Origin of the sequence: Pseudomonas sp. JAI111, assembly GCF_024809425.1 — a bacterium.
Taxonomy (GTDB): domain Bacteria; phylum Pseudomonadota; class Gammaproteobacteria; order Pseudomonadales; family Pseudomonadaceae; genus Aquipseudomonas.
On the sequence record NZ_JANUCB010000001.1, the window covers coordinates 940,675 to 952,704 of the forward strand.

Below are 12,030 nucleotides of genomic sequence, written 5' to 3' on the forward strand. Positions count from 1 at the left end.
CTCGTATGATCAGTGTATCGTCTTCGAGACTGAAAACTTTAGACCAGAAGACAAAAACCCGGCACACGCCGAAAAGCGTAGCCGGGTTTTTGTCGTCAGCCCATATCTACTTGCTGGACTGCTGAGCGTTCAACGTCTGGAAGAAGCCGGTGATGTTGCTGGCAGTGGCCTTCATCTGGCCGACCAACAGATCCATCGCGTTGTATTTGGCAGTCAGGGATGCGGTGAGGTTGGTCACTCGTATATCCAGCGCCGTCTGCTGGCTGCTCAGATCTTTCTGGACCTTGCCGAGGTTGCTGCTTCGCTGATCCAGAATCCCGCCAGTCTGGGAGTAAGGCGTAATCGCTGCCGACATACGCGCCAACAAGCCATTTTTTGCATCAGTACCCGTGAACAGACTCTGCACCGAACTGCTCATGCCTGGGGTTGCCATAGCCTTGGCGTACTTGGTCGCGTCGATGGTCAGCGTACCGGTCTTCTGATCGGTCTGAATACCCAACTGCGACAGTACCGACAATTGACCGCCCGCTCCAGGCGCTACCAGCTCATTGCGCACGGCAGTGATCAAGTTACGCGGCAAGGAGTCACCGGTCATTGCCGCGCCGATGGTCGGCTTGCCAGCGTCATCCAGGCTTGGCTTGGTCAGAGCAGTCAGGGTGTTGATGACGTTGTTATAGGCATCGACGAACGACTGCAGCGAGGTCTTCAGACCATCGGTGTTAGTGCCGACAGTGACTGTGACCGGCGTCGTACTTTTCGCCAGCAAGGTCATGTTGATGCCACCCACCGCCTGGCTGATCGTGTTGCTTTTACTGGTGACGGTTAGGCCATCGATCGTAACCGACGCATCCGAAGCCAAACCACCAATGTTGCCAGAAGCGCCGGCAGCCGGAGTGGTCCCCAGGCTATTGGTTCCGTCGATTTCCAGACCGGCAATACCGCTGACCGTAAGGTCGGAGCCTGCGCCTGTCACCGTCGAACCAATGACCAATCGCGAACCATTGCCGTCGGTCACGATGTTGGCGCTGATGCCTTTGCCTTGAAGCGTGGTGTTGATCGCGTCACGGGTCGACTGCAACGTCGCGCCGCTCGCGATGGTCACCGGGTAATCAATACCATTTTGACTGATTTTCAATGTACCAGTCGGAATGGCACTGCTGGCACCGCCGGCAAACGCCGCGCTTGCCACTTTGGAGCCGGTCGCCAGGTTGTTCACTACAACGCTATAGCTACCATTTACCGCCGTATTATCAGACGTGACGGTCAATGTGGTCGGCGTACCCGACGTCGCGGTAAAACCGGAAAACGCAGGCGCGTCTTTCTTACCGAGGTTGGTCATGGCCGTCTGGAACGCTGCGAGAGCCGACTTCAACGAACCGGTAGCAGAAATCTTGGCCGTGTTGATAGACGTCTGTTTGGTGATCAGCGTCTGCTTGGCCGATTTGTCGGAGTTGACCAGCGCGGTCACGATCGCACCGATGTCGAGACCGGACCCTAGACCCGAACCCGGTAGAATTGGACTTGCCATGTGCATCTCCTTATCTATGCGTTGCCGGTCTATTGACCACTAGCCGCGGTCAATGATCGTACAAACACGTTTCATGCCAGTGTCAGGCTTTGGCATCGAACAATACGTTTCTGGCGTTGTGCAGGCTTTCAGCCAGTTTCATGGCTTCGGCAGATGGAATCTGTCGGATGACTTCACCGGATTCGCTGGCAATCACTTTGACGATGACCTTGCCCGTCGACTCGTCGATGGAAAACTCAAGGTTACGCTTGACCGACTGAACGAACTTTTCGATCTCCTGAACGGCCATTTTCAACTTATCCGAGTTGTCCGAATCTGAGCTTTTACCCGTTGCAGCAACAGGCTGGGTGCTTTCAGCGCTAGGCTTTTCGGCCGGCTTATCAGTAGTGCTGACCGCCGACTTCACGGCTGGGTAAGACAAGTTCAGCTTAACGCTCATGTCCATGACCATCACCTCTTAAACGGAAAAAGCGAGAGAGCACGCAAGCGCACTCCCCCGCTAAAACTCAATCCGATATTACTGAAGCAGTTTCAGTACAGCGGATGGCAGCTGGTTAGCCTGGGCCAGAACAGCGGTGGAAGCTTGTTGCAGAGTTTGCTGTTTGGTCAGGTTAGCGGTTTCTGCGGCGAAGTCGGTATCTTGTACGCGACCTTGTGCAGCAGTAACGTTTTCAGTGATGTTTTGCAGGTTGGAGATGGTGCTGGTCAGACGGTTTTGCGAAGCACCCAGGTTTGCACGGGTTGCACCGATGGCAGCGATTGCAGCGTCGATCGCGGTGATCGCGTTGTCGATGTTCGAAGCGGCAGCAGCGCTGGTAGCACCGGTCAGAACAACAGTACCGCTACCTACGGACAGGCTGACGGCGTCGAACTTGGAGCTCAGAACCAGGTCGATGTGGTTGGCAGAACCGGTGTTGGAACCCACTTGCAGGGTCATGGTGCCAGCCGAACCGTCCAGCAGTTGCTTGCCGTTCAGGTTGGTCGAAGCCGCGATACGAGTCAATTCGTCAGACATCTGACCGAATTCGGCGTTGGTTGCGGTTTGGTCAGCAGTACCGTTGGTGCCGTTGCGAGCTTGTACAGCCAGTTCACGCATACGTTGCAGAATGTTGGTCGATTCTTGCAGAGCGCCTTCAGCGGTCTGAGCCATCGAGATGCCGTCGTTGGCGTTTTTAACCGCAACGTTCTGGCCGCGAATCTGGCTGGACATACGGTTGGAGATCTGCAGGCCAGCAGCATCGTCTTTAGCGCTGTTGATTTTCAGGCCGGAAGAAAGACGAGACATCGAAGTCGACAGAGCGTCGGCGGCACGGTTCAGGTTTTTCTGAACGTTCAACGACGTGGTGTTGGTGTTTACTGTTAAAGCCATGACGAATTCCTCGTTGGTTGGGTACTGCGGCTTCCGGCCCTGGCAACCGCCGGGTGTGGCCTAGAGAACCTTCGTAATAGTTATCGTCGGGATTGCAGGTTGCTTGAGGGCTTTTTAAAAAAATATTGCCATCACACTGCCATCCCCTAGAAAACAAGGGCTTAGCCGCCCCTCACCATCCGAAAAATGACGCCATAAAACCGTCCGACACCCAAACCTCCCAACCAGAGCTGTCCGTCCGGCTTTTTAAACCTGAACGCTGTCCAGTAAATCCACCAATTCGTACTCCATGAAATCAGCAAGCCCGAGCCAATCCTGACGCTCCTGACAGGCCAGCATTTGCGTGAGCACCTGCGTCCACTTCAGTTGCACGTCCTGGGGCGCCGCATGTAAAAGCCTTTGCGCCTCGTCAAACAGTTCAACCATGGTCAACGCCGCTTCGACATCCCGCCCCAGGCGAAATAACCCTGCGCATTGACGGCATTCGTTGATGCATTGCGAAAGCGCGCTCACTGCACGAACTCCCGATTGAACTGCGTGCCGGCAATCATCGCGCCGGCCCGACTGCTGTTAAGGAAACGCACCTTGGGGTGCCCGGCGATGTATCGCTCCAGCTCGCACAGGTAGCTGCGGAAATTCAGCTGCGTGCGGACCCTTTCGCCATACCCGTCGCGCACCCAGTGCCGGGCCAGATTCACCCCGGGTCCCAAATCCCCGTCGCGCCAGCCGGCATGAGTCTTGTTCATGGGAAAGGCGAAGTCTGCACCAAACAACGTAATGCACCCGGCGCCCATTTTGACGGCCAGGTCCACGGCCGGATGAATCACGCTGCCGCCCACGTACAGTTCCGCCCGGGGGTGCTGGCGACGCAAGGTGGCGTAGATCGGGCTGGCGGAATAACCGCCATAGCGCTTGCCCTTCCATGCTTTCAACACTTCAGGATCGCTCATCGGCAGGTACACCAGCGGAATGCCGTCGGAATCCTCGAAGGGCAAATGCCGAAAGCTGATGCGCTGGTCAATGCTCACCACCAGATCAGGCTTGATCCCGTGCTCTCGCAACGGTCGGTAGGCGGTATCGACGCAAATGAACAGAGGCCGTTGCGCCTGCTCACGTATCGCCGCCAGTTGCTCGAAATGGCTTTCAAGGCTTGGCCCGGTGGCGATCACATAGATTTCCTGGCCGGCGCATGTATTGAACAACTGCGCAACATCGTCGTCGGCGAGCAGCACGTCGAGGCTGTCGTGCAAGCGCTGGAGAATAATCGGGGATTGCGGATCGAATTCGCGATTGTTGAAACTCAGGTGGACTTCGCTGACCAGGCGATCGCGAATTTTCGCGTTGAAGTCATCCGCCAGCACCATCTCGGAAGGCAGTGCAAAAAAGGGCGTGTAAATATCCGCTTGATCACCGGCATACAACAGCTCTACCCGAGGATCGTCGAGCCATTGGCGCTGATCAAGCAACTGCAGCACCAAGGCAAAAAGGGCACCGTTGAGGATATGTACGTACAGCCGCTCAAGCTCGTCGCGCTCCAGCAGGACCGTCGGCAAATCGCCCAGCCCCGTACCGTAGACATGCAACTGTGGCTTGCCGGGCGGCAGGCTGGCCGCCTGCACCCGGGCTTCGTGGACGCGATCATGACGACTGGTGAGTTGAATGCCATCGATGCTCAGCGTCGACCCCAACCCTTCGGACAATTCAGCCTGGATCGCCGTACTGTCTTCCAGCATCAGTCTGGCGTAAAGCATCGGCCAGCGCCGTTCTATCACCCGAGCATTGTCGTCAAAGCTTTCGCTCATGCTGCCTCACTGTTTTCGCAGGCAAAAAAATAGCGTTCAAAATGTACACCTTGAACGCTATTTTTTGTATTGGGTGGAGGGTGGATCAAGGACGATAGATGATCGCCGAGCCCCACGACAGCCCCACACCAAAACCACTCAGTGCAACGCGCTTCCAGTCGGAATCCAGCACGTGCTTCTCAAGTAGCAAAGGAATGCTCGACGACACCGTGTTGCCAGTCTCGACCATGTCCTTGATGAACTTCTCAGGATCGCCTTCAAAGCGTCGCGCCACCGCATCGACAATTGCCGCACTGCCCTGATGGATGCAGAAGGCATCGATATCGGCGGGCGTCAGTTGTGAGTCGGCCAGCAATTCATGCAAGTGCGCCGGGACTTTGAGCAACGCAAAGTTGAACACCTGGCGACCGTTCATGAAGAACACGCCATCCGTCACTTTCAGGTGCGGCGCGCCGGAACCGTCGGTGCCGAACTTGGCTTTGCCCAACTGCCATGGAGCGTTTTCACCCATCCAGGTCGCGGTGGCGGCGTCACCAAACAGCATGGTGGTGTTGCGGTCTTCCGGGTCGACGATCTTGGAGTACGGATCGGCGGTGATCAGCAGGCCATTCTTCAAGCCGGCGGCTTCCATGAAGCCCTTGATCGCGTAGATGCCGTAGACGTAGCCGGAACAGCCCAGGGAAATATCGAACGCGGCAACAGTGGTCGGCAAACCGAGTTTGTCCTGAACGATGGCAGCGGTGTGCGGCAGGCCTTCTTCGTCGCCGTTCTGGGTGACGACGATCAGCACGTCGATGGCGTCGCGTTTCAGATCAGGATTGTTGGCAAACAGCGCATTGGCTGCTTCGACACACAGGTCGGAGGTTTCCTGCCCGGCGTCTTTGCGCGGCAGGAAGGCCGAACCGATTTTGCCCAGGATGAATTCTTCATCCTTTTCGAATTTTGCACCTTGTGCGTAATTGTCCACGCCGGCTACAGGAACGTAGCTCGCAATGCTTTTTATGCCAATCATTACGGCTTCCCAATAATAAACAGCCCAATACCACCGCTCGTAATGATTCGAGGGGCGCCGACAAACAGAGATAAACGTCGCCCTGCAGAGGCGACAGCGGGAAGAATAAAAGGCTATCACCGGGCTGAAAACAGGCCGGGCGCCACCTTCCCGATTTATACAATACAGTGAAGATGCGCGTTATGACTCACAGGTCACTCTATTTTGCCGAATCAGGCCGATAAGGCGTTATTCGACCAACGACCAGTCCAGCGGCGTTCCACGCTTGATGGCGTGGCGCGCACGGCGCCCCAGAAGGGTTTCAGCGTGTTTGGGAGGCAGGCCCAGACCCGGGCGGATGGCACGCAGGTTCGCAGCCGTGAAGGGCTCTCCGGCGGCCATGTCCTGGGTGACATACAGCGAGCGCCGGTACACCAGGGACTTAAGCTCCGCGTCGGTCACGCCGTAATGCACCTGGCCCATGGCCTGCCAGGCCCGCTCGGTCTCGATCACCAGGCTTTCGAGTTCGGCCGGCTCCAGCGAGAAACTGGCGTCCACGCCCCCGGCAGCGCGATCAAGGGTGAAATGCTTCTCTACCACCGTCGCCCCCAGCGCCACCGCCGCAACGGACACGCCCACCCCCATGGAGTGATCGGACAGCCCGACCTCGCAACCAAACAATTCACGCAGGTGTGGAATCGTGCGCACATTGCTGTTGGCGGGCGTCGCCGGGTATGTGCTGGTGCACTTGAGCAGCACCAGGTCCTTGCACCCCGCCTCACGGGCGGCGCGCACGGTTTCATCCAGCTCGGCGATGCTGGCCATGCCAGTGGAGATGATCAACGGCTTGCCGGTGGCGGCGACCCGTCGAATCAATGGCAAATCGGTATTTTCGAAACTGGCGATCTTGTAGGCCGGCACGTCGAGGCTTTCGAGGAAGTCCACCGCGCTGTCATCGAACGGCGTGGAGAACGCCAGCATGCCCAGTTCCCTGGCGCGGGCGAAAATCGGTGCGTGCCACTCCCACGGCGTGTGGGCCTTCTCGTACAACGCATACAACGAAGAACCGGCCCAGAGGCTGTTGGGGTCCTTGATGAAGAACTCGCCCTCGGACAGGTCCAGGGTCATGGTCTCGGCGGTGTAGGTTTGCAGCTTCAAGGCGTGGGCACCGGCCTTGGCCGCGGCTTCGACGATTTGCAGCGCCACCTCCAGCGACTGGTTATGGTTGCCACTCATCTCGGCAATGATGAACGGCGGCGCATCGGCACCGATCACGCGCTCGCCAATCTTGAAGCTAGTCATTGCCTTGATCCTTTAAAACGCGGGTGAACGCGCAAGCTTGCTGAGAGAAACCGGCGTCGCGAAATACCTGCAACGACGGCTGGTTGGCCGGCAACACGTGCGCAGTGATGGCGGTCAGTTGGGGCCAATGGGCGGTCACGAAGGCCTCGCCCCGAGCCAGCAGCGCCCTGCCCCAACCGAGGCCGATGCGATCTTCGAACAGGTAGATCGAGACTTCGGCTTCAAACCCGCGCAGGTCATAACGCAATACACCTACCGGTCCGTCGTCGGCCTCGGCGATCAATAGCAAGCGCTGCGGATTGCTCAAACTGGCGGTCAGCCAGTTCTGATGCGCAGACCATTCAATCACGCCCGTCTCCAGCGACCAGCGGCGTACCGCCTCGGCATTGCGCCCGTCAAACAACAACTGTGCATCGTTGGCGGTCGCCGGGCGGACCTGCAACACCGCGCCGGCCAACGCTGCCGCCACGCGCTGCGCACCACGGCCATCGACCAACTGCCGGGACCGTTCAGCCATGCTCTGACGCAAACCCTGATTGCCCACGACAAAACCGATGGCCTGGCGCAGTTGCTCGACGCTGACCTGTTCACGCGCACCAAGGAACACATGAGCGCCAGAACTCGCCATGACCTCACCGTTGGCCTGCTGATTATTCGACACCGCAATGCAAATGGTCGGCAACCCCAAGGCCGCCCGCTCCCAACTGGTGCCGCCACCGGCGCCGACAAACAGGTCGGCCTCGGTCATCAGCCGATAGAAGTCGCTGACAAAACTGTGCAAGCGCCAGTTGGGACGATCCGCCGCCAGTGCCTGCATCTCGTCCCAGGCCGGGTTGTCGGCACCGGCGACGAAGTCGACATCCAAGTCATTGAAATCCGCCAGCGCCAGCATCGCGTGATGGGTTTGTCGCGCCGCATCAAAGCCGCCGAAATTAACCAGCACACGCTTGGCCCGGGGTTTGATGGCGATCGCCGGGCAACAGAACTCATCACGCAGCATCGCGAAGCGTGGACCGAGCAAGGTCCGGCAATCGGCGGCAAGCAGTCCGGCATAAGCCCCAGGCGTACCCGACAGATTCTGGTTCAGCAGCAAATCGACGCTGTAGGTACGCGTCGCCAGATCATCCACCGCCGCGATCCGTAACGCCCAGCGCCGGGCAGCGGTCTGCCAGAGATGGTCGAGGCCGTAGTGGTCGACGATGATCCAGTCGAAGCCTGGAGCGTGTTCCAGCGCTTGCGCCAGTGCAGCGATGTCCGCCTGCCACGGCAACATGGCCTCGATTGGCTGTTGCGGGTCTTCGTCGGGATAGCGATCCGGCAACGCGAAAGTTTCAAAACCTTCGGCGGCGAGGCTGGTGAGCCGATGGCCCGGCAACTGGCGACAGGCAAACGCCACGTTTGCGCCCTGCCGGCGCAGCACCCTGGCCAGCGTCAGGCAGCGGGCAATGTGACCGCTGCCGATGGTCGGCGAGGCGTCGGCGCGGATCAGAACTCTCATTGCAACTCCCCTCCTGCCTTCAGCGCCGCGTAAAGGTATTCGGCGCGCTTCCAGTCTTCGGGGGTATCGATGTCCTGCACCAGATAACGCGGCAGGATCACCGGCAGGCTTTGCGGTGAATACAACACCTCGCCCTGGCGCCAGGCACTGCTGCGGCCCCAGTAAAACTGCCCGGCGTCCTGATAGGCCGGCGGCAGGTCCTGAGAGCGGGTTTGACTGAATTGCGGGTACAACGCGGTCAACGCGCCCTGACTGTCAACGGTCAGCGCGCGCTGCACCGGAAAGCCGAAATCGCAGACCGAGAAGGCGAAGGATTTATCCGGATGCTGCTCCAGCAGGTGTAAGCCCTGCTGTAAAAATCGGGTTTGCAGCAACGGCGCCGTGGCATAGATACAACAGGCCAAATCAAAATCCTGGCCCTGTCGATGCAGCTCCTCCAGGGCATGCGCAATCACTGGCGCCGTGCCGGTGAAATCATCCGCCAATGCCGCAGGCCGCATAAACGGCACTTGCGCACCACGGGCTCGAGCCAGCTCGGCGATTTCTTCATCGTCGGTACTGACCACCACCTGGGCGAACAACCCGGAATCAAGGGCAGTTTGAATCGAACGGGCAATCATCGGCACGCCGTCGAACGGCTTGAGGTTTTTGCGCGGTATGCGTTTGCTGCCACCGCGAGCCGGGATGATTGCAACGTTGTTCAAGGGCGTTTTTCCAACAGGAACCAAGTGATGTCGTCCACCGGGAATTGCGGGTCGCGGTGGTAACCGAAACCGTAGTCCAGCAGTTGCAGATCATCGTAACGATCAAGCATTTCACCGGCAAAATCACGCTTGAACAACTTGCCGCTGTTACCGCGATAGGACACTTCGACCGGTGCCGGGTTGTAGTACTCGGCAATCAGGATGTAACGCTGGCTCAGTTCATACAACTGCGCATAGGCCGCCGGCAACAACTCCGGCGCCAGATGGATCAGCACGCCTTTGCTCAGGGTCAGGTCAAAGCTGCGCTCGCGAGGGAAATCAAACAGCGAACCGTGCCAGATTTGCGCGATACCTAGCGACTGGGCCTGGGCACAGGCGCTGGCATTGATCTCCACACCGAACAGTTCGCACCGGGGCAATAGGTGATGCAGCGCCTGCAAATTGTTGCCGGCGTTGGTGCCCAGTTCCACCAGGCTTTCAATCTGCCCGGCCCGGGTCAGCGCCTTGGCGAACAATGCCAGGTTCGCCGCCACCAATGGCTGCCCGACGTTGCGATCAACGTATTGGTTACCGAAGTCGCCCTGCCAGAATTTTTCCTGCTCGCTCAGTTCACGCATCGTTCTCTCTCGTTTGAAGCACAGCGCCTGGGGACCGCACCTGCCCTGCTGACCGTATTTATTCAGTCAGCCGCCGCAGTTGTTCGACCACGTAGTCCTGCTGCTCGTCGCTGAGCAACGGAAACAGCGGCAGGCTGATGGCTTCTGCGTAGTAACGCTCAGCTTGTGGAAAGTCACCTTCAGCGAATCCCATATCACGGTAGTAAGGCTGCAAATGCACCGGAATGTAATGCAGATTCACACCGACCCCGGCAGCCCGCAACCCTTCGAACACCTGTCGATGACCAAGGCTGATGCGATCAAGCTGCAAGCGCACCACATACAGATGCCACGCCGACTCGGCTTCAGGCTGAGGGCTGGGCAAAGTCAACGGCAAGTACGTAAGCAAACGGTCATACCGTGCCGCCAGCTCACGACGACGTTCGATGAAGTCATCCAGTTTGTTCAACTGTGACAACCCGAGGGCGGCTTGCAGGTCGGTGATCCGATAATTGAAGCCCAGCTCAATCTGCTGGTAATACCAGGGACCGTGGCTGGATTCGGTCATTTGCGCCGGATCGCGGGTTATGCCGTGGCTGCGCAAGCGTTGCAGGCGCTCGGCCAGGTCCCGGCGATTGGTCAGGACCATGCCACCTTCGCCGCTGGTGATGATTTTCACCGGATGAAAGCTGAACACCGTCATCGCCGCAAAATCGCCACAACCCACCGGGCGCCCGGCATAGGAGGCACCGACCGCGTGGGAGGCATCTTCAATCACCGTGAATCCATAACGCTCGGCCAGTCCGGCGATCATCCGCATGTCGCAGCTCTGCCCGGAGAACGCCACCGCCACCAGCACTTTAGGCAGCGTGCCGGTGTTCTCCGCCTCTTCCAGCTTGGCTTTGAGGGCGTAAGCGTCGAGGTTCCAGGTCAGCGGATCGATGTCGACGAAATCCACCTCGGCGCCGCAGTAACGACCGCAATTGGCCGAGGCCAGAAAGGTATTGGGCGTTGTCCATAAACGATCACCCGGCCCGAGCCCGGCCGCCAGGCAAGCAATGTGCAATGCCGCCGTGGCGTTACACACCGCCACGGCGAAATCGGCTTGGCAACGTTGAGCCAGGGCCTGTTCGAAGCGCTCGATCGTCGGTCCCTGGGTCAGCCAGTCGGACTGCAAAACGGCGACGACCGCGTCGATGTCGGCCTGATCGAGACTCTGCCGACCGTAGGGAATCATGCTGACAAGTCCGCGTGCAGGTCGGCGATCTGCCCGACTGACAAGAACTGCGGGTTGGTGTCGGAGCGGTACTCGAAGTCTTCACTCACCGGCTTGCCCTGCTCGCCCAGCTTGTCCACGGCAAAGTCCACGTCGACGCTGGTGAAGCGGATCGACGGCTGGATCGTGTAGTGATCGGCGAATTCCAGGGTCATCCGTGCGTCGTCCAGCGGCACCATCAACTCGTGGAGCTTTTCCCCCGGGCGAATCCCCACGTGCTTGTGCGGCAAGTGCTCGGCCATGCCCAGCGCCAGATCGACAATGCGGATCGACGGAATCTTGGGCACGAACACTTCACCACCGTGCATCCGCGCAAAACTGTCGAGCACAAATTGCACGCCGTGATCGAGGGTGATCCAGAAGCGCGTCATGCGCTCGTCAGTGATCGGCAGTTCGGTGGCGCCTTCGTTGATCAGCTTGCTGAAAAACGGCACCACCGAGCCGCGCGAACCGGCGACATTGCCGTAGCGCACCACGGCAAAGCGGGTTTGCTGTTCGCCGGCAATGTTGTTGGCGGCCACGAACAGTTTGTCCGACAGCAGCTTGGTCGCGCCGTACAGGTTGATCGGGCTGGCCGCCTTGTCGGTGGACAGCGCGACGACTTGTTTGACGCCATTGTCGATGGCCGCGGCGATGATGTTTTCCGCGCCATTGACGTTGGTCCGAATGCATTCGGTCGGGTTGTACTCGGCGGCCGGCACTTGTTTCAAGGCCGCGGCATGCACCACGTAATCGATGCCGCGCATGGCCTGGCGCAAACGCTCGGCATCGCGTACATCACCGAGGAAATAGCGCATGCACGGGGCGTTGAACGTCTGCTGCATCTCGTATTGCTTGAGCTCATCACGAGAGAACACCACCACGCGCTTGGGCTGGTATTGCTCCAGCAAGCGACGGATGAAATTGCGCCCGAACGAACCGGTGCCGCCGGAGATGAAAATCGATTTGCCGTTGAACATGCCTT

General features: G+C 58.8%; 12 protein-coding genes. All 12 read right to left on the reverse strand.

Going from position 1 to position 12,030, the window contains the following annotated elements; translation table 11 throughout:
* Positions 1–106: 106 nt before the first annotated feature.
* On the reverse strand, positions 107–1,528 hold the full coding sequence (gene fliD, locus HNR03_RS04515) for a flagellar filament capping protein FliD (protein WP_259151136.1): 1,422 nt from the start codon (positions 1,526–1,528) through the stop codon (positions 107–109).
* Positions 1,529–1,610: 82 nt separating this feature from the next.
* Entirely contained in the window at positions 1,611–1,973 is a 363-nt protein-coding gene (locus tag HNR03_RS04520) for a flagellar protein FlaG (RefSeq protein WP_222585231.1), read from the reverse strand.
* Positions 1,974–2,045: 72 nt separating this feature from the next.
* Positions 2,046–2,897 carry a flagellin domain-containing protein gene (locus HNR03_RS04525; protein ID WP_090181524.1) on the reverse strand — a complete coding sequence of 284 codons (852 nt, stop codon included), beginning with the start codon at positions 2,895–2,897 and terminating at the stop codon, positions 2,046–2,048.
* Between the two features lie 246 nt (positions 2,898–3,143).
* Positions 3,144–3,410 (reverse strand): hypothetical protein, encoded by a 267-nt coding sequence (locus HNR03_RS04530; protein WP_259151137.1) that lies wholly within the window; start codon positions 3,408–3,410, stop codon positions 3,144–3,146.
* A complete protein-coding gene (locus HNR03_RS04535; protein WP_259151139.1) occupies positions 3,407–4,699 on the reverse strand; it encodes a motility associated factor glycosyltransferase family protein in 1,293 nt (430 codons plus the stop codon). The genes HNR03_RS04530 and HNR03_RS04535 overlap by 4 nt, the downstream gene beginning before the upstream one ends.
* Positions 4,700–4,784: 85 nt before the next feature.
* A complete protein-coding gene (locus HNR03_RS04540) occupies positions 4,785–5,711 on the reverse strand; it encodes a ketoacyl-ACP synthase III (protein WP_090181518.1) in 927 nt (308 codons plus the stop codon).
* Between the two features lie 228 nt (positions 5,712–5,939).
* Positions 5,940–6,992 (reverse strand): pseudaminic acid synthase, encoded by a 1,053-nt coding sequence (gene pseI, locus HNR03_RS04545; RefSeq protein WP_259151140.1) that lies wholly within the window; start codon positions 6,990–6,992, stop codon positions 5,940–5,942.
* Positions 6,985–8,490 (reverse strand): UDP-2,4-diacetamido-2,4,6-trideoxy-beta-L-altropyranose hydrolase, encoded by a 1,506-nt coding sequence (gene pseG / locus HNR03_RS04550; RefSeq protein WP_259151141.1) that lies wholly within the window; start codon positions 8,488–8,490, stop codon positions 6,985–6,987. The genes pseI and pseG overlap by 8 nt, the downstream gene beginning before the upstream one ends.
* Entirely contained in the window at positions 8,487–9,194 is a 708-nt protein-coding gene (pseF, locus tag HNR03_RS04555) for a pseudaminic acid cytidylyltransferase (RefSeq protein ID WP_259151142.1), read from the reverse strand. Before pseF ends, pseG begins: the two co-directional genes overlap by 4 nt.
* The gene (locus HNR03_RS04560; protein WP_259151143.1) at positions 9,191–9,811 is read right to left on the reverse strand and encodes a pseudaminic acid biosynthesis-associated methylase; all 621 of its coding nucleotides are present in this window, start codon (positions 9,809–9,811) and stop codon (positions 9,191–9,193) included. Before HNR03_RS04560 ends, pseF begins: the two co-directional genes overlap by 4 nt.
* Before the next feature lie 58 nt (positions 9,812–9,869).
* On the reverse strand, positions 9,870–11,027 hold the full coding sequence (pseC, locus tag HNR03_RS04565) for a UDP-4-amino-4,6-dideoxy-N-acetyl-beta-L-altrosamine transaminase (protein WP_259151144.1): 1,158 nt from the start codon (positions 11,025–11,027) through the stop codon (positions 9,870–9,872).
* Complete coding sequence (pseB, locus tag HNR03_RS04570; protein ID WP_222585223.1) at positions 11,024–12,025, reverse strand: UDP-N-acetylglucosamine 4,6-dehydratase (inverting); 1,002 nt, start codon at positions 12,023–12,025, stop codon at positions 11,024–11,026. Before pseB ends, pseC begins: the two co-directional genes overlap by 4 nt.
* Between the last annotated feature and the right edge of the window lie 5 nt (positions 12,026–12,030).

Excerpts from the sequence above, each read along its gene's own strand:
- fliD (WP_259151136.1), bottom strand. The coding sequence starts at position 1,528 with ATGGCAAGTCCAATTCTACCGGGTTCGGGTCTAGGGTCCGGTCTCGAC.
- HNR03_RS04520 (WP_222585231.1), bottom strand. The coding sequence starts at position 1,973 with ATGGACATGAGCGTTAAGCTGAACTTGTCTTACCCAGCCGTGAAGTCG.
- HNR03_RS04525 (WP_090181524.1), bottom strand. The coding sequence starts at position 2,897 with ATGGCTTTAACAGTAAACACCAACACCACGTCGTTGAACGTTCAGAAA.
- HNR03_RS04535 (WP_259151139.1), bottom strand. The coding sequence starts at position 4,699 with ATGAGCGAAAGCTTTGACGACAATGCTCGGGTGATAGAACGGCGCTGG.
- HNR03_RS04540 (WP_090181518.1), bottom strand. The coding sequence starts at position 5,711 with ATGATTGGCATAAAAAGCATTGCGAGCTACGTTCCTGTAGCCGGCGTG.
- pseI (WP_259151140.1), bottom strand. The coding sequence starts at position 6,992 with ATGACTAGCTTCAAGATTGGCGAGCGCGTGATCGGTGCCGATGCGCCG.
- pseG (WP_259151141.1), bottom strand. The coding sequence starts at position 8,490 with ATGAGAGTTCTGATCCGCGCCGACGCCTCGCCGACCATCGGCAGCGGT.
- HNR03_RS04560 (WP_259151143.1), bottom strand. The coding sequence starts at position 9,811 with ATGCGTGAACTGAGCGAGCAGGAAAAATTCTGGCAGGGCGACTTCGGT.
- pseC (WP_259151144.1), bottom strand. The coding sequence starts at position 11,027 with ATGATTCCCTACGGTCGGCAGAGTCTCGATCAGGCCGACATCGACGCG.
- pseB (WP_222585223.1), bottom strand. The coding sequence starts at position 12,025 with ATGTTCAACGGCAAATCGATTTTCATCTCCGGCGGCACCGGTTCGTTC.